18 protein-coding genes are annotated in these 25,311 nt (G+C 71.5%); 8 read left to right on the plus strand and 10 right to left on the minus strand.

The genetic code is table 11. The features are described from left to right. Positions 1-17 precede the first annotated feature (17 nt). Positions 18-4,154 carry a carboxypeptidase regulatory-like domain-containing protein gene (locus tag ATL41_RS13190; RefSeq protein ID WP_169924555.1) on the plus strand — a complete coding sequence of 1,379 codons (4,137 nt, stop codon included), beginning with the start codon at positions 18-20 and terminating at the stop codon, positions 4,152-4,154. 67 nt (positions 4,155-4,221) lie between these two features. Here ATL41_RS13190 and ATL41_RS10610 read toward each other — a convergent pair whose 3' ends face one another. From ATL41_RS10610 to rfbD, 4 genes are all read right to left on the minus strand, one after another. Further along, positions 4,222-4,821, minus strand: coding sequence for an arsenate reductase/protein-tyrosine-phosphatase family protein (locus tag ATL41_RS10610; protein ID WP_098458442.1), 600 nt, complete (start codon positions 4,819-4,821; stop codon positions 4,222-4,224). 70 nt (positions 4,822-4,891) lie between these two features. Continuing rightward, the gene (locus ATL41_RS10615) at positions 4,892-8,119 is read right to left on the minus strand and encodes a polysaccharide biosynthesis tyrosine autokinase (RefSeq protein WP_098458443.1); all 3,228 of its coding nucleotides are present in this window, start codon (positions 8,117-8,119) and stop codon (positions 4,892-4,894) included. 140 nt (positions 8,120-8,259) lie between these two features. After that, entirely contained in the window at positions 8,260-8,922 is a 663-nt protein-coding gene (locus ATL41_RS10620; protein WP_098458444.1) for an Ig-like domain repeat protein, read from the minus strand. Between the two features lie 229 nt (positions 8,923-9,151). Then, positions 9,152-10,021 carry a dTDP-4-dehydrorhamnose reductase gene (gene rfbD / locus ATL41_RS10625; RefSeq protein WP_098458445.1) on the minus strand — a complete coding sequence of 290 codons (870 nt, stop codon included), beginning with the start codon at positions 10,019-10,021 and terminating at the stop codon, positions 9,152-9,154. 128 nt (positions 10,022-10,149) lie between these two features. Between rfbD and ATL41_RS10630 the strand changes: the two genes are divergently transcribed. Then, positions 10,150-10,770 (plus strand): dTDP-4-dehydrorhamnose 3,5-epimerase family protein, encoded by a 621-nt coding sequence (locus ATL41_RS10630; RefSeq protein WP_098458446.1) that lies wholly within the window; start codon positions 10,150-10,152, stop codon positions 10,768-10,770. Between the two features lie 416 nt (positions 10,771-11,186). Further along, the gene (locus ATL41_RS13195) at positions 11,187-11,768 is read left to right on the plus strand and encodes an endonuclease domain-containing protein (protein ID WP_169924556.1); all 582 of its coding nucleotides are present in this window, start codon (positions 11,187-11,189) and stop codon (positions 11,766-11,768) included. Positions 11,769-11,806: 38 nt separating this feature from the next. On the opposite strand, the gene rfbB is transcribed toward ATL41_RS13195, so the two are convergent. Continuing rightward, positions 11,807-12,799 carry a dTDP-glucose 4,6-dehydratase gene (gene rfbB / locus ATL41_RS10640; protein ID WP_098458448.1) on the minus strand — a complete coding sequence of 331 codons (993 nt, stop codon included), beginning with the start codon at positions 12,797-12,799 and terminating at the stop codon, positions 11,807-11,809. 209 nt (positions 12,800-13,008) lie between these two features. Between rfbB and ATL41_RS10645 the strand changes: the two genes are divergently transcribed. The 4 genes from ATL41_RS10645 (at position 13,009) to ATL41_RS10660 (ending at position 19,150) form a co-directional block, all read left to right on the plus strand. Then, the gene (locus tag ATL41_RS10645; protein ID WP_098458449.1) at positions 13,009-14,130 is read left to right on the plus strand and encodes an acyltransferase family protein; all 1,122 of its coding nucleotides are present in this window, start codon (positions 13,009-13,011) and stop codon (positions 14,128-14,130) included. A 178-nt stretch (positions 14,131-14,308) separates the two neighbouring features. Then, positions 14,309-14,689 carry a cold-shock protein gene (locus tag ATL41_RS13620; protein WP_098458450.1) on the plus strand — a complete coding sequence of 127 codons (381 nt, stop codon included), beginning with the start codon at positions 14,309-14,311 and terminating at the stop codon, positions 14,687-14,689. Beyond that, the gene (locus ATL41_RS10655; protein ID WP_245854775.1) at positions 14,686-15,855 is read left to right on the plus strand and encodes a DUF3027 domain-containing protein; all 1,170 of its coding nucleotides are present in this window, start codon (positions 14,686-14,688) and stop codon (positions 15,853-15,855) included. Before ATL41_RS13620 ends, ATL41_RS10655 begins: the two co-directional genes overlap by 4 nt. 13 nt (positions 15,856-15,868) lie before the next feature. Beyond that, positions 15,869-19,150: an ATP-binding protein gene (locus ATL41_RS10660; RefSeq protein ID WP_098458452.1), complete on the plus strand. Its 3,282-nt coding sequence runs from the start codon at positions 15,869-15,871 to the stop codon at positions 19,148-19,150. A gap of 70 nt (positions 19,151-19,220) precedes the next feature. On the opposite strand, the gene ATL41_RS10665 is transcribed toward ATL41_RS10660, so the two are convergent. Genes ATL41_RS10665 through flgN form a run of 5 tightly spaced genes read right to left on the minus strand, consistent with a single transcriptional unit; the run spans position 19,221 to position 23,784 of the window. Next, positions 19,221-20,465 (minus strand): EAL and HDOD domain-containing protein, encoded by a 1,245-nt coding sequence (locus tag ATL41_RS10665; protein ID WP_098458453.1) that lies wholly within the window; start codon positions 20,463-20,465, stop codon positions 19,221-19,223. A 38-nt stretch (positions 20,466-20,503) separates the two neighbouring features. Then, complete coding sequence (locus ATL41_RS10670) at positions 20,504-20,950, minus strand: flagellar assembly protein FliW (RefSeq protein ID WP_169924558.1); 447 nt, start codon at positions 20,948-20,950, stop codon at positions 20,504-20,506. Positions 20,951-20,964: 14 nt separating this feature from the next. Beyond that, the gene (gene flgL, locus ATL41_RS10675) at positions 20,965-21,861 is read right to left on the minus strand and encodes a flagellar hook-associated protein FlgL (RefSeq protein ID WP_098458455.1); all 897 of its coding nucleotides are present in this window, start codon (positions 21,859-21,861) and stop codon (positions 20,965-20,967) included. Beyond that, on the minus strand, positions 21,858-23,288 hold the full coding sequence (gene flgK, locus ATL41_RS10680) for a flagellar hook-associated protein FlgK (RefSeq protein ID WP_098458456.1): 1,431 nt from the start codon (positions 23,286-23,288) through the stop codon (positions 21,858-21,860). The genes flgL and flgK overlap by 4 nt, the downstream gene beginning before the upstream one ends. Before the next feature lie 13 nt (positions 23,289-23,301). Then, complete coding sequence (flgN, locus tag ATL41_RS10685) at positions 23,302-23,784, minus strand: flagellar export chaperone FlgN (RefSeq protein ID WP_098458457.1); 483 nt, start codon at positions 23,782-23,784, stop codon at positions 23,302-23,304. Positions 23,785-24,324: 540 nt separating this feature from the next. Between flgN and ATL41_RS10690 the strand changes: the two genes are divergently transcribed. Beyond that, on the plus strand, positions 24,325-25,224 hold the full coding sequence (locus ATL41_RS10690) for a sigma-70 family RNA polymerase sigma factor (protein ID WP_098458458.1): 900 nt from the start codon (positions 24,325-24,327) through the stop codon (positions 25,222-25,224). Positions 25,225-25,311: the final 87 nt, after the last annotated feature.

Genomic DNA, 25,311 nt, shown 5'->3' on the forward strand with positions numbered 1-25,311 from the left:
GGCAGTACTACCGGCTCGTGATCGACAAGTACGGCGAGTTCGTCACCGCCTACGTCGGTGGTGACGATGACAGCGAGGGCCCGGAAGCGCTGGCCGTCCAGAGCGGCGACAATCCGGTGGGCTCGACAACGTTGACCGCTGCGGCCAAGATCACCGGCAAGGTCACCTCGGACGGCACCACCGGCGTCGCGGACGTCCGCGTGAACCTCTACTACCCCTCTCGCTGGGACGAAGGCGGTTGGTTCGTTAACAGCACCGAGTGGACCGACGAGGGCGGAGCGTTCACGTTCGCGGGGCTCGAGCCCGGCGTCGACTACCGCATCGGTTTCGACAACGCAGGTAGTTACGCCCCCGTCTTCTACGGCGGTGCGAGCGACGTCAGCGACGCGGAGGACATCAAGGCACAGCCTGGCCTGACCACGCTGCGCACTGTCACCCTGACCGCCGGCGCACAGATCACCGGCACGGTCGTCGGGGACCCCGAGGAAGGCGTCGACGGCATCGAGGTCAGCGTCCTCCGCTGGGTCGACGACGACGAGGGCGGTTGGTGGAGCTACACCGACGTCTCGACGGCGACCGCTGCCGACGGGAGCTACGCCGTGGACGGGCTCGCGCCCGGTGTCGACTACACCCTCGCGTTCAGCGACCCGCGCTACATCACCACGTTCGCCGGCGGCTCCACCAACCGCTCTGACGCGGCGCGGATCTCCGCCGTCGCTGGGCCGAACCAGGCGGGCACGACCACGCTCCCGCCTGCGGCGCGCATCACGGGAACCGTGACCGACGCCGACGGGCAGCCCCTCGAAGAGATCAACGTCGAGCTCTACTACGACGACGAAGGCTCGTGGGAGCCGTTCAATGACACGTACACGGACGAGGACGGCCACTTCACGATCGGTCGCCTCGTCCCCGGGGAGGCGTACCGCATCAAGTACTACGGCGGTCGCGGCTTCGCGACCGTGTACTCCGGCGGGGCTCTGACCCTCTCGGGAGCCACGAGCACCACCGTCACGGCAGGCACCAACTCCGTCGGAACCGTCGTGCTGCCCCGGTCCGGCAGCATCACCGGAACCGTCGCCGCCGAGGACGGCTACACGCCCGAGGTACGCGTGCAGGCCTACCTCTGGGACGAGAGCAAGGAGAGCTGGGCCACCGCGTCGAGCACCTGGAGCTACGAAGGCGCCTACACGCTGAGCGACCTTGTGCCCGGCCAGACCTACCGGCTCCGGTTCGGCCCTGAAGACGAGCGATACGCCGTGCAGTACTACCTCGGCGCGACCGACCTCGACGACGCCCAGGACGTCACGGTCACCGAGGACGGTGTCACGCTCGAGGCCGTGACTCTCCGCGAGCGTCCCCGCCTCACCGGACGCGTCACTTCCGACGGCGAGACGGGCATCGAGGACGTGCGCGTCACTCTGTACATGCGCGACGAGGACGGCCACTGGTACCGCGAAGACTCGACGCGGTCCGACGGCAGCGGAGATTTCGCGTTCAGCGACCTGACCCCGGGCGAGAGCTACCGGATCGGGTTCGGCTCGGCCAGGGGCTACGCGCCGACGTTCTACGGAGGGGACTCCCTCAAGAACGCCAGCGACGTCGTCTTCCAGGCCGGCGGCACGACGCTCGACACCGTCACGCTCGCGGTCGGCGCGAGGATCCTCGGATCTGTGACTGGCGACCCCGAGGACGGCGTCGCCGGAGTCGAGGTCACCGCTGCGACGTGGGACGACGAGTGGGAAGAATGGTCCCCGGTCGCCTACACGGAGACCGACGCTGACGGTAGCTATGTCCTCGACGGCCTAGACCCGAGCGAGACGTTCCGCCTGCGCTTCGTTGACGAGGACCGATACATCACGTCGTACTACGGCGGGGGCGGCAGCTTCAGCACTGCCACGGACGTGCGCATCGTGGCCGGCGACACCCAGGTCGCACCGACCGCGCTGCCGCGCGCAGCGCGCATCGCCGGCCTGGTCACCACGGACGGCACGCAGGGGCTCGGCAACGTCGAAGTGACGGCGTACCGGGCCGACGAAGACGGCTGGTGGGAGCAGGTCGCCTGGGCGTGGACGGACTCCAAGGGCAAGTTCACGATCCGGGGCCTGCAGCCTGGGGTGGAGTACCGCCTCCGCTACGTGCCCAGCGGTAACCACGAGACGGTGTTCTCGGGCGGTGCGAGCACCGTGAGCGCAGCGACGGGCTACACGTTCGTCGGTGGCCCCAACACTGTCCCCACGGTCACCCTCCGAGCGGGTGGCAGCATCACCGGAAGCGTAACCGGCGCGAGGACCCTCAGCGGCATCGAGGTCAGCGCTTTCAGGTGGGACGCGACCGACAACAGCTGGGTCTGGGTGAAGTCGACATCGACTGACTCTCGGGGCTCGTACACGATCCGGGGGCTGAGCATCGGCACCGACTATCGTCTGCAGTTCAGCGATGACGACGACCGCTACGACGGGCAGTACTACCGTGACGCCTGGCAGCTCGACGACGCGGAAGACGTCCAGGCGACCCGCACGGGCACCACCCTCGACACGGTGAGCCTGCGGGTCAGGCCGAGCATCTCGGGACGGGTCACCTCCGACGGCACCACCGGCGTCAGCGGTGCTTGGGTCACCCTGTACGCGAGCGACCCGGTCGACGCCGGAGAGTGGTACCACTACGACGAGGTGCAGACCGACGACGACGGAACGTTCACCTTCACGGGGCTCCGGCCCGACCGCAGCTACCGCATCGGGTTCGGATACGGGCGCGGCTTCTCGTCCACCTACTTTGGCGGTGCCACCCTGGCAGATGCCGAGTCGGTCACGCTCACCGACGGTGACCGCGATCTGGGCGACGTGACGCTCGAGGCGGGTGCCTCCATCACCGGGACCCTCACGGACGATGATGACGACAGCCCCGCCGCGGGTGTGCGTGTCCGGGCCTACGCCTGGGACGAAGACGCTGAGCAGTGGCGCCTGGGCGGTACGGCCGAAAGCCGGGCCGACGGAACGTTCGAGGTGCGCGGGCTCGTTCCCGGACGCGAGTACCGGTTGATGGTCGAGGGAGACTCGACCTACCTCGAGCAGTACTACGGCGGGACCACGCTCGATGACGCCACGGCGGTCGAGGCGCCCGGGTCGATCGGGACGATGCGTCTCGCACGAGACCGACGCGTGGCCCCGTCGATGTCCCTTGGAGCGTCGAGCACAAAGGTCCAGGCCGGCGCCAGCGTCACGCTCACTGCGACGCTGCCATCCGCCGCGACCGGACACGTCATGTTCTACACGGACGAGGCTGACCTGGGCACCGTACCGGTCGTCAACGGCGTCGCGACGGTCACGACCGACCCGCTGGCAGCCGGTAGGTACCGCATCTCCGCCTACTACTTGGGCGACGCGTCCTACCACAGCGCCTGGAAGGCCGTCACCGTGGAGGCGAGTGCCGTCCCCACCCCGACGCCGACGCCGACGCCGACCCCGACGCCGACGCCGACCCCGACGCCCACCCCGGCGCCGACGCCGACGCCCACCTCGACGCCTACCCCGGCGCCGACGCCGACGCCCACCCCGAAGCCGGCCGCACCGACCAAGGTCACGCTGTCCAAGCCCACCTGGTCGAAGTCCACGCAGACCTACGGCCACAAGTCGGTGGCGCGCGTGACCACGGTCGTGACCGGCATCACGTCGGGCAAGGTGACGTTCAAGAACGGGAAGACCGTGCTCGGGCAGGCAGCGATCGTCGCAGGCAAGGCGACGCTCACGCTGTCCTCGAAGCAGCCGGTCGGCTCGTACACGGTCACCGCGTCCGTCGCGGCGACCGCCACGACGACGGCAGCGACGTCTCCCGCCTCCGCGAAGTTCACGGTGGCCAAGGCCAAGCTCGCCAAGAAGGTCGCGGTCACGGGCAAGACGTTCAAGAAGAACGCCAAGCCCAAGGTCACGGTCACGGTCGGCAAGCTGAACACCGGCGCGTACGCGACCGGCAAGGTCAAGGTCTACGTCGGTAGCAAGGTCGTCAAGACGGTCACCCTCAAGAGCTCGCACAAGGGAAAGATCACCGTGACGCTGCCGAAGAAGTACGCCAAGGCGATCAAGGTCAAGGCCAAGTACACGGGCAACGCGACGACGTCGTCGAGCACGTCGAGTGCCAAGACCGTCAAGGTCAAGTGACCTGACCCGGCCCGACAGAGATACGACTGCGCCCCGCCCGGAAGGGCGGGGCGCAGTCGTCTGTCGATCAGTGAGTCGTGCCCGCAGGGGAACCGGTCAGCGCGCCCGCGATCGTCGTGACGGCCGGTGCGAGCTGGCGCCACGACTCCAGGAAGAGTGCGTCGTCGCCCCGGTACGGGTCGACGACGTCGTCGTCCTCCGCCCGCACGTCGGGCAGTCGTGCGCCGCTCTGCGTCCGCGTCGCCCGGACCCGGACCAAGAGCTCGGCGAGGCGCTCCGCCGGCTCGGCCGGCAGGTCCTCGTGAGGGGCGAGCGAGAGCAACCGAGCCAGCTCACGCAGCGTGAAGGCCTTGCGCAGGGCAGCGGGCACCATCCGTACCGCTGCTGAGCGGTGCTCGCGCGTCAGGGCAAGCACCAGGTCAGCGCCGCGCACGAGGTCAGGCGTCAGCTGTCGCGAGGCGAACCCGGTCGTGTCGACACCCTCGTCCGTGAGAAGGCGCGCCATCGGCGGGTCGATCGGCGAACCGACCAGCGCCCCCGTCCCGGCGCTCCGCACCTCGAAGCCCTCGCCCACAGCTGCCTGGAGCAGTCGCTCGACAGCGGGGGAGCGGCAGATGTTTCCCGTGCACACGGCAAGGATGGTCGGACGCGCAGCAGTAGTGGTCACACCGCTATTCTGCCCGAGCCTTGTCGCTCGACGCCGTCGGCGAGCCCGGCCCCGCAAACCAGTGCAGCGATCAGACGCACGCCCGCTTGGTCGTGTCCGCGACGAGCGCACGCGGCCCCGGCGTCTGGCGGAGGATCGGCGCGCCCGTCAGCTCGGTGCCGGCCGTCATCTCGACAGACAGGTCGAGCGTCTCACCAGGGGCGAGCTCGATCGCCAGAACCTCGACCGCGAGGCCGTCGTGCACGCCGCGGCTGCGGTTCTCCTCCGCGATCTCCTCGCCGTCGATCGTCACCTTGCCGATCGAGCCGCCCGTGGGCGCATAGACGAGCACGTTGTACAGCTGGGTGCCGTCCGACCAGCCCGAGACCCAGTCGCTGAGGCCCGCAGCGCCCGCGGGCGCCGTCGAGCGCAGCGTCAGGTCCAGGCCGAGCGAGGGCGCGTCCGCACCGCACGCATCCGTCCTCAGGTGCGTCTCCGTCTCGAGGTAGTACGTCATCTTCGACGACAGGGAGTCGTTCAGGTAGACGCCGACGACCGGTGACGTGCCCCGTGCGCCCGTCAGGTTTCCGCCCAGCACCGTCCCGTCGAGGTGCCCCTGCTCGGCCTCGTCAGCGCTCCACATGAGCAGCCGACCCTCGCGGGCAGACCCGGCGAGGGGCTCCATGAGCGCTCTGGCGTCGGACACCGAGGTCACGGCGTCGAACACCGCCACCGCGGCCTGCTGGAAGAACAGATCCTGGCTCTCGTTGCCCTCGACGTCGGCGTACGTGTCGCTCAGCAGGACCTGGACAGCGTTCTCCGCGGACAGCTCGGTCCCGGACGCCGGCACGACGACCGGGCCCGTCACCTCGAGCAGGGCCGCGAGCGCGACCGGGTCGGTCGCGAGCACGCCGTCGACCCGCAGCCCCTGACGCTCCTCCCACATCGCCTGGAAGGCCTGTGCCGCACGGGGGAAGTCAGGGTTCATCGTCGGGTTCTGCGGGAACATGGCGAAGAGCGGCCCGAGGGTCGCCTCCTCGTCCTCCGTCAGCGGGATGACCGGGTCGTCGAAGCTGGGGACGTCGGCGGAAGACCCCTGCGCCGTGACCGAGAGGCGGCCGTCCTTGACGTTCAGCACCGCGAACGATCCGCCGATACCGCCCAGCGAGCGCGCCTCGGCGCTGTTCTGGACCACGAGGAGGTAGTTGCGCTCGCCCTCGCCGCCGAGCATGGTCGGCAGGACCGAGACCGCCTTGACGGCGGTCCGCAGGTCCGGCCGGACGCCGTCAAGCACCTCGGCGAGCTGGTCCACCGGCGCGGCGACCTGGTCGAGAAGCCCCGCACGCGGGACTCCCGCCAGCTCCGCCGAGAGCGCGGAGATCCTGGCATCCGCGTCGAGCACCGGCGCGCGGACCGCGAGCAGCGCGTCGAGGTCGACGGCACCGTCCTTCAGAAGACCGTCCCCCTCGAGCACCCCGAGCGCGTCCAGCAGGCCGGGCACCACGGTGCCCGTCATCTCGTCGACCGCGTCGGTCACGAGACCCACCACGGCGACGTCATCCCCGACGAACGGCAGGTGGGTCGCGATCCCGAGCACGGGATTCTCCATCGCTGCCGACGCCGCGGCCGCGTGCTCGCGGCCCGCAGTCACGAGGGCCTGCGCCGAATCGGTGTTACCCGCCGTCGCGGCATCCTTCGCGCGCGTGACTGCCTCGGCAGCAGCCGAGAGCTCGTCGCGCACCGTCAGTGCGGCCGAGAGCCCCCACGCGGCTGCGCCACCGACGACGAGAACGACCGCGGCCCCGACACCTGCCAGGACGCGGCGCCTGCGCTTGCGGCGCGCAGGGTCCGACTTCCCGTCGTCGGTCGATCGAGACGCCGAGGTGCCAGCGGAGCGGGTCCTCGGAGCGCGGCGTGCCGAGCGGGGCCGCGTGGTGCGCGCAGCGCCCGACGTCTGCGGCTCGTCACCGTGCTGCTGCCGGTACTCCCCGTAGTAGTAGCCGCCGTCCTTCGTGCCCTGCACGCGGTTGAGCGCCACGCCCAGGATGCGAGCCCCGACAGCCTCGAGCGAGCCGAGCGCGGTCTTCAGCTGAGCCTTGTGGACGAGACCAGCGCTCGCGACGAGGAGCACACCACCCGTGCTCCGGCCGAGCACCGCAGCGTCCGTCACAGGGAGGAGCGGGGGCGAGTCCAGCAGGACGACGTCGAACCGCTCGGCAAGCTCCTCGAGCAGCCGGGACATGGACTCCGACCCGAGCATCTCCGACGGGTTCGGCGGGACCTCGCCCGCGGTGAGGATCTGCATCCGGCCGTCGCCCCACGGCTGCAGGACGTCGTCGATCTCCGCCTCGCCGATGAGCACGGTGGTCAGGCCGACGGCACCCTCGATGCCGAAGTAGCGGGCGATAGCCGGGCGACGGAGGTCGGCGTCGACGAGCACGACGCTCTTGCCAGCGTCAGCGAGGGCGAGCGCAAGGTTGGCGCTCGTCGTCGACTTACCCTCACCGGGGAGCGACGACGTCACGACGATCGACCGCTTGTTCGCCGTCAGCTCGAGGAACTGCAGGTTGGTCCGCAGGCGCCGGTACGCCTCGGCACGCCCGCTCAGCGGAGCGTCCTGCACCACGAGGCGAGGCGCGTCGGCGTCGAGCGAGATCGGGATGTGCGCGACGACGGAAGCGGTACCCACCTCCGCGACGTCGTCGTCCGAACGGACACCGGTGTCCAGGACCTCGCGCAGCACCGCGAATCCGAGGCCGAGCGCAAGGCCGGCCAGCAGGCCAAGAGCGAGGTTCAGCTTGAGGTTCGGCGAGTCCGGCCCGAGCGGGACGACCGCCGCGCGCACGACCGACAGCTTGACCGGGGAGGCCCCACCCTCAGCGGGCCGCTCGAACTCGGTGATGACGTCGCTGAACCGTCGCGCGACCGAGTCAGCGATCTGGGCGGCGACCTGAGGGTTGCCGTCGACCGCGTCGATGTTGATCAGGGACGTGTTGAGCGGCGAGCTCGCCGACACGTTCTCCGCAAGGTCGGCCACGGTCGTGTCGAGCCCCAGGTCTTCGATCACGTGGTCGAGAACCTGCGGGACGTCCACCATCGCGGTGTACGACGTGACCCGGTTCTGCGCGAAGTTCGAGCCCTGGAGGAGCTCCGACGTGGAGGTGCTGCCCTGGACGGAGACGAAGACCTGGGTCGTCGCCTTGTACGTGGGCGCCATGAGCAGAGTGACGGCAACGGCCGCCGCGAGCACGAACGCCGTGATCGCGCTGATCGCGATCCAGCTCTTTCGTACGATCCGCAGGTACGTCCTGATCTCCACGATGCTTCTTCCCTGATCCTGTCGAGCCGTGCAGTGCTGCCGTTCCGGGAGCGGGCGCACCGTGGGGCGCTGAACGCCCCGCAACGAGACGGAGCGCGCCCACCGCGAACGATGGACGCGCCCCGTGGTCTAGCGAGAGGTCACTTGACCTTGACCTTGACGGTCTTCTTGGCCGCCGTGTGGTTCGCACCCTTGAAGGAGGTCGTCACCTTGTAGGTGCCCTTCTTCTTCAGCTTCGGCGTGGTGACCTTGACGGTCTTGCCAGCCTTGACGGTCACGGTCTTCTTGAAGTTCACGCGCTTGCCCTTGACGGTGACGGTGACCTTGCCAGCGGCCTTCTTCGAGACCTTGACCTTGATCGTCGCCTTCTTGCCGACCTTGACGCTCTTCGGCGCGGTGACCGTGGTCTTGGCGGAAGCCTTCGAGACCGTGGCCGTCGCCGACGCCGACGACGCCTTGAAGGAGGCGTTGCCCGCGTACGTGGCGGTGACCTTGGTCTTGCCCGCGGCGAGCTTGCCCAGCGAGACGGTGGCCTTGCCGGACTTCAGCGTCGCCTTGACCGACTTCTTGCCGACCTTGACGGTGACGGTGCCCGTCGCGGTGCCGGCCTTGGCCTTCACCGAGACGACAGCCTTGGAGGCCTTGCCGTACGTGACCTTGGCGACGGAGACGGACGTGGTCGTGCTCACGGCGGCGTAGCTAGCGGCGGCGACGGGCGCGGCCGTGGCCGCCGGCGCGGCGACGAGGCCAGCGCCAGCGAGCGCGAGCGCAGTCATCGTCGCGACAACAGACTTGCGAAGCATGGTTCTCCCTGAATGTCGGTTTCGTGGCAGAGTGAGCGGAATACCTTCAGGGGCCCCCCGCTTCACGTCTCGACGATGTTATCGGCACGGGAACGCCGTCCTTGAGCCCAAGGACCCCCCGGTCCGCGCATTGGACACGAGACTCCGGACGAATGCGACAGACGCCGCGCGATGCGGGTCGAAGGTCCCAGATCGACCGTGCGACGGCGTCCCCGACGCGTCCGCGTTGCTAGCCGAGAACCGCGGCGGCGAAGCCTTCCGATGCGCACGCGGCCGCCCAGCGCTCGCGCCAGTCGCCGATCGGCGCGACGCCTACCGCGACGAGCTCGTCGTGCCCGAGCACCGAGTACGAGGGCCGAGGCGCAGGACGCACGAAAGCGTCCGACGTCGTCGTGCCGACGACCGAGCGGTCGAGGCCCGCGGCCGCGACCGCCTCCTGCGCGAAGTCGAACCACGACGCGACACCGCCCGACGTCGCGTGGAACGTCCCGCCCGGCACGTCCGCCGACACGACCCGCCAGACCACGTCCGCGACGTCGCGCGTCCAGGTCGGCTGACCGACCTGGTCCGTCACGACGTTCACCGAGCCACGCTCACGCGCCAGCCGCACGATCGTCTTGGGGAAGCTGTTGCCACCCGCGCCATACAGCCACGCGACGCGCAGGACGACGTGCCGGCCGTGGGTGTCGTGGGCGCGCACCGCCCACTCGCCAGCCGCCTTGGTGCGGCCGTACGCCGACCGCGGCGCGATCGGCGCGTCCGCTGCGTACGGCGTCGTCGCCTCGCCGTCGAACACGTAGTCCGTCGAGACGTGCACGAGCCGTGCCCCCGCGGCGCTCGCCGCGCGCGCGAGGTTTGCCGGGCCGACGGCGTTCGCACCGAACGCCTCACCCTCCTGCGCCTCGGCGTCGTCGACCGCCGTCCACGCCGCGCAGTTCACGACGACGTCGAAGCCCGCGACCGCCGTCATGCACGCCGCAGCGTCGGTCACGTCCAGGTCGCGCCGGGTGCTCACCTCGACGTCCTGCCCCTGCTCGCGCAGCAGCGCGACGACGTCCTGCCCGAGCATCCCTGCTCCACCTACGACCAACCAGCGCACACGTGCTCCCGTCTTCGATGACCTCCGCCCATTGTGCCGGTTCGACGCTCGCTCGCGGGGTGATCGGTAGGGTGGCCCGGTACCGCCGCGCCCGTGCCGCGCGGGCAGACGACCGAGGAGAGGCCCCGATGGAGTACCGCGAGCTCAGCGTCCCCGGCGCGTGGGAGATCACGCCGAAGCAGTTCGGCGACCCCCGCGGGGTGTTCCTCGAGTGGTTCAAGAACGGCCCCTTCGTCGAGGCCGTCGGGCACCCGCTCGACCTGCAGCAGGCGAACATGTCCGTGTCCGCGGCGGGAGTGCTGCGTGGTATCCACTTCGCTGACGTACCGCCCGGCCAGGCCAAGTACGTGACGTGCCCCAAGGGCGCGGTGCTCGACGTCGTCGTCGACATCCGCGTCGGCTCGCCGACGTTCGGCCGGTGGGACTCCGTGCTGCTCGACGACACTGATCGTCGTGCGATCTACCTGTCCGAGGGGCTCGGGCACGCGTTCCTGTCGCTCGAGGACGACTCGACCGTCGTCTACCTGTGCTCGGCCGGCTACAACCCGACCGGTGAGCACGGCATCCACCCGCTCGACCCCGAGGTCGGCATTGACTGGCCGACGGTCGGCCGTGACGGCACGCCGCTGACCTACCAGCTCTCCGACAAGGACACCGCGGCGCCGGGGCTGTCCGAGGCACGTGACTCCGGCCTGCTGCCGAACGCCGCAGCCGTCGCCGAGTGGTTGTCAGACCAGAAGCGTCGCTAAGTGCTGCATCTGGTCTGACAGGCGCTACCAGCACCTGTGGAGAACGGCCGACAGAGAGATTCGCTCGGCATCCTGCTCTGATGCCTCGCCTGATCGATACCCGCTGGGTCCCGCCCGTCGCCACCCGTCAGGAGCGCGTCTTCACGTCTGCCCAGGCGCAGCTCGCCGGGCTCAGTCGGACGCAGGTCGCGCACCGTCTCCGCACAGGGGCATGGCGGCGTCTCGTCGGCGCAGGCCTGATGTGCGCTGCCGAGCCGGTGACGCCGCGGGCGATGGCCGCTGCGGCCTGCCTCACCTGGCCGGACGGAGTCGTGCTCGGTGCGGCGGCCGCGGCGGTCCACGGCGCACCGGTCGGAGAGCTGCGCACCGTCGACGTGTGGCGCGGTGAACGAGGAGCCCGGCCGGCACGGGGGCTCGTGCCGCGCCGCGTGCCGTTGCCCGATGACGAGGTGATGCGCCATGGCGTCGTGCGCGTCGCGTCCTGGCGCCGAGCGATCCTGGACACGCTCGCCTGGTCGTCGCTCGACGATGCGCGCCGCTTGCTGGCCTGGTCGGTGACGCGGCGCAGGCTCACTCGCGCGGACCTGGAGCGTCGGCTCAGCGAGGAGCCCGGCCGGCACGGCAACGCTCAGCTGCGCAGACTGCTCGACGAGACCGCCGACGGCGCCCTCAGCGTCGCCGAACAGCTCCTCGTCGAGCTGCTGCGCCGCGCACGCATCGTGGGCTGGGAGCTGAACGTGGCCATCACCGATGCCGCAGGCCTGATCGGCGTCGTCGACGTCCTGTTCCGTCGTGCCCGGCTGATCATCGAGGTCGACGGATGGCATGCCCACCGGGGCCGCTTCCACGAGGACCGCGAGCGCGACGCGCGACTGGCCGCTCTCGGCTACCAGGTGGTCCGCCTGACGTGGCGGGACCTCACGACGGCGCCGGATCGGACGATCTCGACCATCCGCCAGGTTCTGGCGCACCGTCTGTCAGACCAGACGCGTGCCTAAACGACGCTCTCCGTCTGACAAGTGGGGAGTGTTCCCGGTCAGTGACCGGCGGCCGCGTACTTGGCTTCCGTCGCCGCCTTGGCCGCGCGCCACCAGGGCTCGTTGTCGCGGTACCAGGCGACCGTGTCCCGCAGGCCGTCCTCGAAGCTCGTGAAGCGGGGCTCCCAGCCGAGCTCCTCGCGCAGCTTGGTCGAGTCGATCGCGTAGCGCAGGTCGTGGCCGGGGCGGTCCTTCACGTGCTCGAAGTCGTCGGGCGCGTAGCCGAACTCCTGAAGGATGAGCTGGACGACCTCGAGGTTGTTCTTCTCGCCGTCGGCGCCGATGAGGTAGGTCTCGCCGATGCGGCCCTTGTCGATGATCGCCCACACGGCGCTGTTGTGGTCCTCGACGTGGATCCAGTCGCGCACGTTCTCGCCCTTGCCGTAGAGCTTGGGCTTGATGCCGTCGATCAGGTTGGTGATCTGGCGCGGGATGAACTTCTCGACGTGCTGGTACGGGCCGTAGTTGTTCGAGCAGTTCGAGATGGTGGCCTCGATGCCGAAGGAGCGGGCCCAGGCGCGCACGAGCAGGTCAGAGGACGCCTTGGTCGACGAGTACGGGCTCGACGGGTTGTACGGGGTCGACGCCGTGAACTTGGCCGGGTCGTCGAGCTCGAGGTCGCCGTAGACCTCGTCGGTCGAGATGTGGTGGTAGCGCACACCGTGCTTGCGCACCGCCTCGAGCAGCGAGTAGGTGCCCACGACGTTGGTCTGGACGAACGGCCAGGGGTCGTTCAGGGAGTTGTCGTTGTGCGACTCGGCGGCGAAGTGCACGACGAGGTCGGACTCGGCCACGAGCGAGTCGACGAGCTCGAGGTTGGCGATGTCACCCTGGACCAGGCGCACGCGCTCGAGACCCTCGATCGACGCCGCGTTGCCCGCGTACGTGAGCGCGTCGAGGACGGTCACGTCGGCGTCGGGACGTTCGCGGACGGTCTGGTGGACGAAGTTCGCGCCGATGAAGCCGGCACCGCCGGTGACGAGGATGCGCACGTATTGACTCCTTGTGTCACGGGCCCGGACGAGCCCCACCGCCTGGCCTGTACACGCAGCCAGCCCGTCGAGGCTACCAACGACGCGTGCGCCTGCGCTTCGCGCTGCGACCGCTCGGTCCCCCGAGCGGGGTGAAGATCGGGCACGCGCGAGTGAGGCACGGAGTGAGTCCTGCCGCCGCAGCCGGGATCGGTGGTTGGCTCGACAGCATGACCTCGACGCGCGTCCCGCCGCCCGTGACCGTGACGAAGCCAGACCGGCTCGCATGGCCCGACGTGATGCGCGCCGCGTGCGTGTGTCTCGTCGTCGTGTTCCACGTCGAGCTGTGGGTCGTCGAGACGACGGGACTGCCCGTCGTCCGGGACACGAGCCGCTGGTGGGACCTAGCACACGGAATCATGGACCGGTTCCTCATGCCGGGCCTCTTCCTCCTGTCGGGGTTGCTCGTGTCGCGGACGCTCCTGACCACGGGGCGGATTCGGATCGACGCGGCCAGCGTGCGTCGCGCCGTCTCGTCGTACTACCTGTACGTGGTCTGGCTCGCCGTCTACTGGGTGGTCTTCGCGGCTGCGGTCGCGGTGCGTCCGTCGACGACGGGGTACCCGCACGCGTTCACGTCGGTCTCGGCCGCGCTCCGGCAGCTCGTCGCCCCGGCGACCTCCCTTTGGTACCTGTTCGCCCTCGCTTGCTACGCCCTCGTGATGATCGCGATGGTGCGGCTCCGCATCCCGGCGGCGGTCGTGATCCTTGCCGCCGGGGTGCTCGCGGTCGTCATCCGCGGCTGGGAGGTCTGGGCCGCCGAGCGCATCGGCTTCAACTTCGTGTTCTTCGTCGTCGGCGTGTACCTGGCCCCGTACGCGGCAGCTCTCGGGCGGTTGCGCTGGTGGTGGCTGTTCCCCGCTGCAGCGGCGTTCGTGCTCGTCACGGTCGCCGGGACGGTCGCGGACCTGACATCGTCGGTGTTCGCGGTCGTCGCGCGGCTCGCCACGGTGCCGATCGTCGTCGTGGTGTGCGTGCTCGCGTCGCGCCTTGCCGCGGTCGCGCGCGTCGGGGGGTATGTCGGGCGGCACACGCTCTCCGTGTACGTGCTGCACCCGTTGCTGATGATCCCGTTGTGGTGGTGGGCGACGGGGGACCGCGTCGACGCGGTCGCCTTCACGAGCAACCCTGCGGGGCTCGCCCTCCTCCTGTACGGGGGTGGCGCGGTCGTCGTCGCGCTCGCCCTGCTGATCGAGACGGGGCTGCGCCGCGTCGGGGCGGGCGCGCTGTTCGCGCTCCCCGCGGCTCTCGTCCCTGCCCGCGCGCGACAGGCTGACGGCGCGCACCGCTGAGCCGACGCCAGCTCCTGCCGACGAGCGCCGGCAAGAGCTGGCGCACGACGGCGCGGGCATGCTGCCGCGCGGGCGCGGTAGCACCCGCGCACACGGCTGGACCTGGCCCGGTATCCTGGACACGCATGTCCGATGTCGGCGCCGCGCGCCGGATCCCTACGAACATCCCGAGGTTCACGTGCCCACCGGCAAGGTCAAGTGGTTCGACACTGAACGAGGTTTCGGCTTCATCGCGTCCGACGACGGCGACGAGGTCTTCCTGCACGCCTCCGCGCTGCCCGAGGGCGTCTCGCCCAAGCCCGGCGCGAAGGTGGAGTTCTCCGTCGCCGACGGCCGCCGCGGCCCGCAGGCGCTCGCGGTGACGCTCACCGACCCGGTGCCGTCGGTCGCCAAGGCTGCGCGCAAGCCGGCCGAGGACATGGCGGTCATCGTCGAGGACCTCATCAAGGTGCTGGACAAGGTCGGCAACGACCTGCGTCGTGGCCGCTACCCCGAGAAGGCGAGCGGCGCGAAGGTCGCTGGAGCGCTGCGGATCGTCGCCGACAGTCTCGAGGCATGAGCGTGATGGCCACGGCCGTCGCCAAGCCGTCGCGCGCCCGCACCGACGCGGTCCTGACGGGCGCCGTCGACCTCGCGCGCGCCGCTGCCGAGGAGGTCGCGGACCGGGCTGAGCACGTCGGTGAGCACGAGGGTGCGACCGTCGTCTCGGAGCGTCTCGTCGAGCACCGCTTCCGCTGCACGATGACGGGTTACCGCGGCTGGGCGTGGACCGTGACGCTCGCGCGCGTGCCGCGCGGGCGCACCGCGACGGTGTGCGAGGTCGAGCTGCTGCCCGGCGTCGACGCGATCCTCGCGCCCGAGTGGCTGCCGTGGTCGGAGCGCCTTCGCCCCGGCGACATCGGCCCCGGCGACGTCCTGCCGTTCCGCGCCGACGACCCGCGGCTCGAGCCGGGCTTCGTGCCGACCGGCGACGATGAGGTCGACTCGGTCGCGATCGGCGAGCTCGCGCTCGCCCGCGCCCGCGTGCTGTCCCAGGATGGCATCGCCGAGGCGGCGCAGCGCTGGTACGAGGGTGCTGCCGGCCCGCGCAACCCGCACGCGACCGCCGCAGCCGCGGACTGCCAGACGTGCGGGTTCCTCGTGCCCCTGCAGGGCTCGCTCGGTCAGCTCTTCGGAGTGTGCACCAACCCGTGGTCGCAGGACGACGGTCGCGTCGTCGCGTTCGACCACGGCTGCGGCGCGCACTCGGAGACGGACGTCCCCGCGCACGCCTCCGACTGGCCCGCGCCCGCGCCGATCATCGACGAGATGAGGCTCGAGGTCGTCGACGTCCCGCTGCCCGCGGCTACGGACGGTGCCGCCGCGCAGCCCCAGGCTGCCGAGACGGCCGACGCCGAGCGGCAGGTCGAGCCCGAGGCTGCCGCCGCGGAGACGGCTGGCGCGGAGAAGGCTGTCGTCGAGCTCGACGCTGACGAGGCAGCGCCCGTCGAGGTCGCCGCTGACGAGGCCGCCGCGGAGGCACCGGGCGAGGCGCCTGCCGCCGACGCGCCTGCTGGCGAGGCACCCGTGGTCGACGTTCCGGCCGCCGCTGAGGCACCTGTGGTCGACGGTCCCGCTGCCGCTGAGGCACCTGTGGTCGACGGTCCGGCCGCCGCTGAGGCACCTGTGGTCGACGCTCCCGCTGCCGACGAGGCTGCGGCCGAGGACGTCCCGGCCGACGAGTGACCGCGGCTCCGCGATGAGCCCGCGCACGCGCGACGCCGACGACCCGTTCGGGACCGCGCGCCTGCGTGCCGCGACGCTCGCCGCGTGGCTCGACTCGCCCGACCGCTTCCGCGAGGACGCGAACACCGAGGAGGACCACGCCCGCGGCTACTACCGCGACCGTGTCGTCACCGAGCTCCTCCAGAACGCCGCCGACGCCGCGCAGAGCGCCGCCGACGCCGTCACCGCGCACGACGACGGCCCGACGGGCCGCGTGCTCCTGCGGCTCGACGCCGCCTCGCGCACGCTCGAGGTGGCCAACACCGGCGCGCCCCTGACGCCCGAGGGCGTCCGGGCGCTCGCCTCCATGCGCGCCTCGACCAAGTCCGCGCCCGTGGCGCGCGGATCTGGCCACGAGACCCCGCCCGCAGACGAGCCTGCGTCCGAGCGTGAGGGGCGGGAGGCGCCCCGACCGCGCGCGTTCGCGTCCGTCGGGCGCTTCGGCGTCGGCTTCGCGGCCGTGCGCTCGGTCGCCGACGACGTCCGCGTCGTCACGACGGACGCGGCCGGTCTGCGCGGCGTGAGGTTCTCGACCGGGCTGACCGCGCGGGCCCTCGCGGACCTCACGGCCGACAGCGCGACCGTGCCCGAGCGCGGCCGCGCTCTCGACGACGCCGTCGCCGCGCGCCACGGTTCGCTCCCGGCGCTGCGCCTCCCGTTCCCCGACTCCGACTCCGACAACGACGGCGCGGCCGACGGCCCGGACCTCGTCGACGGCGGCTGGGCGACCGTCGTCCGCCTCGCGCTGCGCGACGACGACGCTGTCGCGGTGGTCCGCGCGCAGCTCGACGACCTCGGCGCGCTCACCCTCCTCGCGCTGCCGGCGCTCGCCGAGGTCCGCGTCGAGGACGGCGACGTCGTCCGCACGATCGAGCCGCCGCACGACTGGGACGTCGTCACCGTGACGGGCGAGCACGACGCCGCGGACCTCGCCGATCGTCCCGTCGAGGAGCGGGCCCGCACGTCGTGGAGCGTCACGTGGGCGCTGCCGCCAACCGAGACGCGCGGGGCAGGGCGAGACGCGGACGGGAGCCCAGCGTCGGCGTTGGGCCTCGGGCGCGTGCACGCGCCGACGCCGACCGACGAGCCCTGCACGCTCGGTGCCGTCCTCGTCGCGTCGCTCCCGCTCGACCCCACGCGCCGCCACGTCGCCCGCGGCCCCGCGACCGACGTCGTGCTGCGGGCGGCTGGCCGTGCGTACGCGCGCCTCGCCGAGCAGGTCGCCTCCCGGGGAGGCGACGCGCTCGCCCTCGTGCCGACGGCGCTCCCGGCGGGCGCGGTCGATGCCGCGCTGCACGAGCACGCGATCGACGCGCTGCGCCACGCGAGGATCCTGCCGACGACGGACGAGGGCTCGGCCCGGCTCCTCGAACCCGCCGACGCCGTCATGCTCGCGGACGGCGACGCCGCCGACGACCCGGCGCTCGTCGCCGCGCTCGCGCGGCACGTCGACGGCCTCGTGCACGTGCCCCGGCCACGCCGCGCTGCGGCGCGACGTGCGGGCGTCGCGACGCGCACGCTGACGGACGTCGTCGACGAGGTCCCGTTCGCCGACGCCGCCCTGCTGCGAGCACTGCGACCGCACGCGCGTGGCAGGGACGCGGAGGCGTTCGCGGGACTGCGCGTCGCGCTGCTGGGGGGCGCGGTCGCGCCGGGTCCGCGCGACGTGCTCCTCGCCCCCGCCGATCCCGCGCCGGGCACCTCCAGGGTGACGGAAGCGCTGCGCCTGCTCGGCGCGAGCGTCGCCGACCCCGAGCACGTCCCGACCGAGGCGCACGACGTCCTCGAGCGCCTGGGGGCCGTCGTCGCGTCCCCGCGCGCGCTCCTCGAGGGCGCGCCGGCCCGCGCCGCGGTCGCGACGCTCGACGCGGCGCTCGACGAGGCGGTCGACCCCGACGACCTCACCGCGGAGGAGTCCGGCCTCGTGGAGGCGCTCCTGACGCTCGCGGGCGCGGTCGCGGACGGCGACCCCGACGTGCGTCTCACGCACCTCGGCGGGCTGCCGCTCGAGAACGAGGACGGCGAGCTCATGGCCGCGCGCGACCTGTCGCTGCCCGGCTCGGTCGCCGCAGGCCTCTTCGACGGTCTCGTGCCCGTCGCCGCGCACGTCGTCGAGCGGTACGGCGCGCCCGCTCTCGTCGTGGTGGGCGTGCGCGTCGACGTCGTCGTGCGGACGGTTCGCGACGTCGTCGCGACGCTCGACCCGGACCTCGCGGACGAGGACGGCCCGGACCGTTGGGCCGACTACCTCGCCCTCCTCGCGCACGCGGTGGGCGACGGCGAGCCGGTGGGGGACGTCGCCGTCGTCGACGACCTCGACGCGGTCGCGGACGACCGCTGGGGGCACCTCCTCGAGCGGGTCGCCAGCGACCGCGAGGCGCGCGAGGCGCTCCTGGCGGGGCCGCGCGGCGTGCCGAGCTACACGGCGTGGTGGCTGCGCGAGCAGCTCGGCGGGCCGTGGGCCCGCAGCGGCCGGACGTCGCTCCTCGCGCCGCTGCCCGCGTCGCTCGAGGACGCGCGCGTCGACGACGCCGTGTGGCGTGCCGTCGGTGCGGTCGACGGTGCGCAGGACCTCGCGTCGCTCGACGCGGCCGCGTGGGCGCGGGTGCTCGAAGACCTCCCGGAGGCAGGCACGCCGGTCCCTGCGGCCGAGGCGACGGCGCTGTGGCGTGCGCTGCCCGACGTCGCGCGGCTCGGGGAGGCCGAGCCGCCCGAGCTCGTCGTCGTGGCGGTGCCCGAGCGCGGTGCCCCGCTCAGCGTGGGCGCCGCGGCGTCACGTGCGCCTGGTGCACCGACCCCGGCCGCGGGAGACGACTCCGCGGAGGAGGCGGCCGACAGCCCTGCGCGCACGTCCCACCTGCGCGTACGGGCGTGCGTCGTGCGGACCGAGGATGCCGTCGTCGGCGACGACCCCGCCTGGGCGCAGGTCCGCGCCGTCGTGCCCGGCGGGACCGACGTCGCCGACCTGCTCGACGTCCCGCTCGTCGACGAGCTGCCCGAACCGGTCGTGCACGTCGACGGGGCGCGACCCGCGCAGCCCGTCGCGGGTCTGCCCGGGTGGACCCGCTGCGACAGGATCACCGTCGACGGGGTCGACGTCGCGTGGTGGCCCCGCGAGCCCGTCCTGGCCCTCGACGTCGCGGGAGCAGCACGCGGCATCGCGCAGACCTCGGGCCGCTGGGACGACCGTCACCGCGTCGAGGCGCTCCTGCGTGCCGCCGACACGGAGACGCTCGCCCTCGAGGACGGCTGGTAGGCCCCTGGTACGACGAACGCGCGGCGCCGGTCAGAGAGACCGGCGCCGCGCGCTCGTGAGGACCTGTGCGTCAGCCGTTCGACGTCGCGAGGACCGTCGACAGCGCCCACGGGATCGCCTCGAGGTAGGCGAGCGCGACAGCCTCCGCCGACAGACCGGCCCGCTCCACACCCTCGGGGTCGTGGTGCTCGTGCGCGATGACGGCCTGGAGGATCCGCCCCAGCGGCCCCTCGTGCAGGATCAGCGCGGCAGACGCCTCGCGCGAGACGCGCGTGCGCTCCGCGAGCGTGCGCGTCGGGATGCCCGTCTCGTGCGCGAGCGCCGACAGCAGGCCGACCGTGTATGCGGCGTCGTCGCCCCCGGCCAGCTCGCGGCACGCCGCGCCGCGGGCGATCAGGAGCCACAGGTTGTCGATGTTCTTGACGGTCGACGAGATGAGCGACGCCATGACGAGGCCCGTGATCTTCGTCGGGCCGAGCAGGACGATCGCCTGCTGGAGCGAGTCGACGCGGTTGGGCAGGCCCTCGGTCGACGCGTTGACCAGGTGCAGCAGGCGCATGACCATCTCAGGATCCGTGCCCAGGACGGTCGCGATCTTGGCCGGCTCGACGTCGTCCTCCGCGAGGAGGCGCACCGCCTCGAGGCACGCGAGCTCGTTCGGGGAGAGCTGTCGCTCCGTCTCGTGCTGCTGCGCGCCGTAGACCGCGTCCATGACGAGCTGGGCACCGGTCGGCCAGGCCGAGGCCTGCAGGCCGCCAGGAACACCCTCGGCGATGACCTTGACGCCGGCGGCACCGGCGCGCTCCACGAGCGCGGCGTGGTCGAGCACGTCCGCGCCGTAGGAGATCTGCACGTGCGACGCGAACGGAAGGAGCTCGTCCTGACGCTCCCCGCCGCGGTAGTCGCTGATGACCGTGAGCACGCCCGCGTTGCGCAGGTCGCGCATGTGGTCGCCCGCCTTCGGGGCAGCGAGCAGCTCGGGCGTGAGCACGAGGCCGAGCACGCCGTCGTGGTGGGGGAGCGCGACGCTCCCGTCAAGCAAGTTCATCGTGCCCGGGATGAGCAGCGGCCGCGTGTACGCGAGCTTGTCGAGGTCGAGCTCCTGGAGGGCAACCTCGAGCTGCTCCTCGTTGCCGGGGCGCGTCTTCGTCGGGTCGACGACCGCGAGGCAGTAGCCCCACACGAGCCCGTCCGCAGCGATCAGCGGCACGCGGTTGAAGTAGACGGCAGGCTTGTCCTCGAGGATCTGCTCCTCGAGCTGCGCGAGCGCAGCGCTCAGGCTGTCTTCGCTGGTCGGGTTCTCTGAATAGGACACGAGGTCTCCGAGATCAGGCGTAGAAGGCGGGGAAGGGATCAGGCGGCGTGCAGCGCGGCGCGCAGCGGCCAGGACCCGTCGTCGAGGACGACCTGGAGCGCGTTGCCGGTCGTGGTGTCGATGACGACCGGGGCGAGCAGGTTCGCCGTGGTGTCCTGGGGCGCCGCCCCAGGGTTGAGGACGACGAGGACGGCCAGGTTCTCGGCGGTGGTCGGCTCACCCGGCGCGCCGAGCGTGGCGAGGACCTCGTCGCTGATGCGCGGCGTGTAGTCCGGGAAGTAGACGCCCGGGTGGATCAGGAAGAGGCGCGGCGCGACCCCGCCGACGAACGACGAGTCCTCGCCCTTCGCGGTCAGCGAGAACAGGGCACCCTCGGCGCTGAGCGAGCGCAGCGAGAAGTCGTGGATCCCGTCGAGGCCCGGAGGCGCGGTGACGAAGGTGATCGAGCTCGGCTCGCTCTCGGCCTGGACCACGGGGTCTGCCATGCTCAGCGCTCCCATCATCGGATGTAGTCGAGCAGCGTCGGCTGCAGGACCCGGCTCGTGGCTCCGAGCGCCGCCTGGTAGGCGACCTCCTGGGCCTGGAGGTTGACCAGCGTCTCGGCGAGGTCGACGTCCTCGACCGCGGAGATGTCGGCCTTCACCGCGAGCTTCTTGCTCGAGTTCGCCTGGAGCTGGGCTTGGATCTGGTTGGTGCGAGCACCGATCGTCGCCGTCTCCTGGAGGATCGCGTCGTGGTGCCCGTCGATCTCGTCGATGTAACCAGACACGTCTGCTCCTGCCCGAAGATCTGCCGCGAGTCGGTCGAGCGTCGCGAACACCGAGGTGGCGCCGGTGCCGAACACGGCAGCGCCGTTCCCGTCGACGCGAACGGTGACGTCCTCGGCGATGCGGCGCTCGACGGTGCCCGCACCCCCGTTGTAGGTGTACGTCCCGGTGATCGGGTCGCGCTCGAACGCGGCGCCGGCGTCGGAGGTGCCGGCGAAGACGGAACGGCCGAGGTACGTCGTGTTCGCCTGGCCGAGGAGCGCGTCGCGCGCTGCCTCGATCTCCTGGGCGATCGCCTCGCGCGCCTGCGCGTTCATGGTGCCGGAGTTGGCGCCCTGGATGGCGAGCGTGCGGGCTCGCGTGAGCTGCGTCGAGGCGGTGGTCAGCGCGGTGTCGACCGTGTTGAGCCAGGCTGCGCCGTCGCTCGCGTTGCGGTCGTACTGGATCAGCGCCCGGCTCTCGGCGCGCAGGCGCAGCGCCTGCGCGGTGCCTGCCGGGTCGTCGGACGGCTTCTCGATGCGGCGCAGGCTCGACGCCTGCCCCTGCAGCTTGGACATCGCGCGCAGGTTGGTCTGGATGTTCTCCAGGGACGTGCGCTGCGTCATCTGGTGCGTGATGCGCGTGATCATCGGCCGACGACCCCCGTCCGGTTGATGAGCGTGTCGAGCATCTCGTCGACCGTCGTCAGGACGCGTGCGGCGCCCTGGTAGGCACGCTGGAAGGCCAGCATGTTGATGGTCTCCTCGTCGATGTCGACGCTGGTCTGGGCGAGCTGGATCTGCTCGGCGGTCGAGCGCGCGTTCTCGGCGACCGTCGCGGAGCGGATGGCGGACTGCGTGTTGACGCCGAGGTCGACGACGAAGCGCTGCCAGTCACGGTCCGGGCTGTCGACCGCGACACCGATCTGCGCGATGCGGTCGGCGATCGAGCCGTCGAACGCGCCGTTGCCGGGCGCCGCGGCCGCGATGTTGCGGTAGTCGGTCGACACCAGGCTGAGCGCGAGGGACGGCGGCACGGCCGGGTCGGTGCCGAGCGTGAAGAAGTCGCCGCCGGGGGCGCCGGTCGTGGTGACGCCGGTGGAATGGATCGCGTTGACCTTGGTCGCGAGCGACGTGGCGAGGGAGTCGTAGGCGGCCGCGGCCTCGGCGAGCATGCCGCCGGTCCCGTTCGCGTTCGCGGGGGCGAGCGCGGCGATCATGCCGGCGAGCGTGCCGCCGTCGAGGGAGACGGGACCTGCAGAGTCGCGGTCCCACGCGATGAGCGGGACGTCGGACGCGGCGCCGGTCATCTTGGTCGCACCTTCGAGGTGCAGGCCGTACGCGCGGTCACCGGCGACGACGGGGTTGCCGCCGATCGAGACGGTCACGGTGCCGTCCTCGACCGGACGCGCGGTCGCGCCGGTCAGCTCGGACATGCGCAGGACGAGCTGGTCGCGCTTGTCCATGAGCTCGTTGGCGTTGCCACCCGAGACGGTGACGGAGCGGATCGAGCTGTTGAGCTCGGCGATGCCCTGCGCCGTGGTGTTGACCTCGTTGACGAGGGCGCTGACCTGCGTGCGCATCTCGGTCCACTGCGTGTCGACGGCCTTGTACCCGGCGCGGATCGCGTCGGAGAGCATGGTCGCGGACTCGAGCACGACCTGGGCGGGGGCGGCCTCGCCGGGGTTGTTCGAGAGGTCCTGCCACGACGCCCAGAACTGCGCGAGCTGGGCGGCGACGCCCTCGTCCGACGGCTCGGTGATGGTCGACTCGAGGCGCGTGAGCGACTCGGCCCGGGCGAGCAGGTCGGAGGCGAGCGACGTCGAGGAGCGCACGCGGGCGTCCGCGAAGATGTCGCCGAGCCGGGAGACGCCCGTGACGGTGACGCCCTGGCCGACGGTGAGGCCGGAGGAGAAGCGCGACGCGGAGGCGATGGCGGAGACCGAGGCGGTCTCGGCGCGCTGGCGGGTGTATCCCACGGTGTTGACGTTGGCGACGTTCTGACCGGCGACGTCGAGCGCCGCGCGGTGGGTCGTCATCGAGCTCAGTGCCGTGGACAGGGTCGAGAAGGAGGACATCGCGGTATTTCTCCTAGAGCGTCTCGTCGAGCAGGGACGCGGAGCCGGTGGCCTGGCCGGCGTGGCCGGTGGCGTCGTACGTCTGTACAGCCTCCGTGACCGCCATGAGAGTCTCCTGGGCGGCGCGGTGCGAGGCGGTCAAGAGCGTGCGGTTGTCGGCCGCGAGGCTCTCGATCTGACCCGTGAGGTCGATGAAGGCGTCCCGGTGCTCACGGAGGAGGCCGTCCCACGGGGCAGGCGCGGCGTCGGCGAGCTGGGCGAGGGTCGCACCGGGCGCGAGGCCGAGCTGGGCGGCCACCGCGTCGGACTCGACGGCGTGGCCGAGCTCCGTGGTGCGGATCTGCTCGAGCACGCGCTCGACCTCGTCGGTGGCGTGCGCGAGCCAGCGGGTGCGCCCGCTCGTGAGCAGGAGCTGCTCCACCTCGAGCTTGAACAGCAGCAGCTCGAGCAGCTGCCGCTCGCGCCACAGCATGGCGGACAGGCTCTGCATACCCATGGCGCTCCTCGGGGGTCTCGGTCGGAGGCGGTCTGCGCTCCGGGGGGTCAACCTTGATCATCGGGCAGGGGGCTGGGGGGATGAGTGTTTTGCTGACTCGTTTCGCCCGGGGCATCGCCTGGCGCGGTTCGTGCCGCTGTGCCCGGTACGTCCTGACGCCGGTTCTGTCCGACTTTGTGCAGGTCAAACGATTCGATCGCCGCTTTGCGGGGCTTGGGGCGGATGCATCTGGCGCGATTGCTACGTCTCCACCATGCGCGCGGTGTGAGGCACTGCACAACTTTGCGCCAATCGAAACGTTTCATCAGCGCTGAACAACCTGGGTGGTAGCACCCATGAGCACGCGAACAACTTCCGGATCGGTTAGAAGTGTGATCTACGTCACACGTATTTAGTTCAGTGGCTGCACAATTGGTTGCTCTGACCTGCACAGATGGAGGAGGTGTGTCCGTTTCGCCGGGACTCTGCGCATGAGGCATGCCACAGATGGACTTAACACGGTATGGATCGTGAGGTTGTTCGCATGATGAGACTTGCCCCATGGCAGTCAACGAAACCCGCAACGCCCTGGTGGAAGAGCACCTTCCACTCATCGGCTACCACGTCAACGAGATGATGGCCCGTGTCCCACGTCACGTGGCCCGCGACGACCTCGCCTCGGCAGGCGCCCTCGCACTCGTGCGTGCCGCTGAGGGGTACGACCCCGCCACCGGCGTCCCGTTCAACCGCTACGCGGCCATCCGCATCCGCGGCGCGCTCGTCGACGAGCTCCGCTCGATGGACTGGGCCTCCCGCGGCGCACGCACCAAGGTCCGCCGTCTCGCCGCCGTGACCGACGAGCTCACCGCGACCCTCGGCCGCGCGCCGTCCCGCGAGCAGCTCGCCGAGGCCCTCGGCGTCGACGTCTCCGAGGTCGACCAGGTCCGCGACGACGCGTCGCGCCGCGTGCTCAGCATCGACGGCTACGACAACGCGATCGCCGACATCCTCCCCGACCGCGCCCCGGACCCCGAGGAGGCGGCCCTCAACGCTGAGCGCCTCACCTACCTCCACGCCGCGGTCGAGGCCCTCCCCGAGCGCCTGCGCGTCGTCGTGCGTGGCATCTTCTTCGAGGACCGCGCCGTCACCGAGATCGCGACCGAGCTCGGCGTCACGCAGTCGCGCGTCAGCCAGCTGCGCAGCGAGGCCATGTCCCTCCTCAAGGACGGCATGAACGTCCACCTCGACCCCGAGCTCGTCGAGACGCCGGCCAACCCCGCCGGTGTCGCGCAGCGTCGTCGCGAGGCGTACTTCTCGGCCGTCCGCGAGAACGTCGAGTCCGTCGACGTCGCCGCGACCGCTCGCGCGGCCGCCGCAGCCCTCTCCGGCACGGTCGGCGCAGCCGCCCAGCTCGGCATCGCTGACGGCGTCCCCGCAGCGCGCTTCGCCGCTCTCGCCTGAGAGAACCGCAAGACCCCCGACGACGACGCCCGGCCCTCCTGACTGCCAGCAGGGGCCGGGCGTCGTCGTGTCCGGGGGAGGTGCGGC

Source organism: Flavimobilis soli (assembly GCF_002564025.1).
Classification (GTDB): domain Bacteria; phylum Actinomycetota; class Actinomycetes; order Actinomycetales; family Cellulomonadaceae; genus Flavimobilis; species Flavimobilis soli.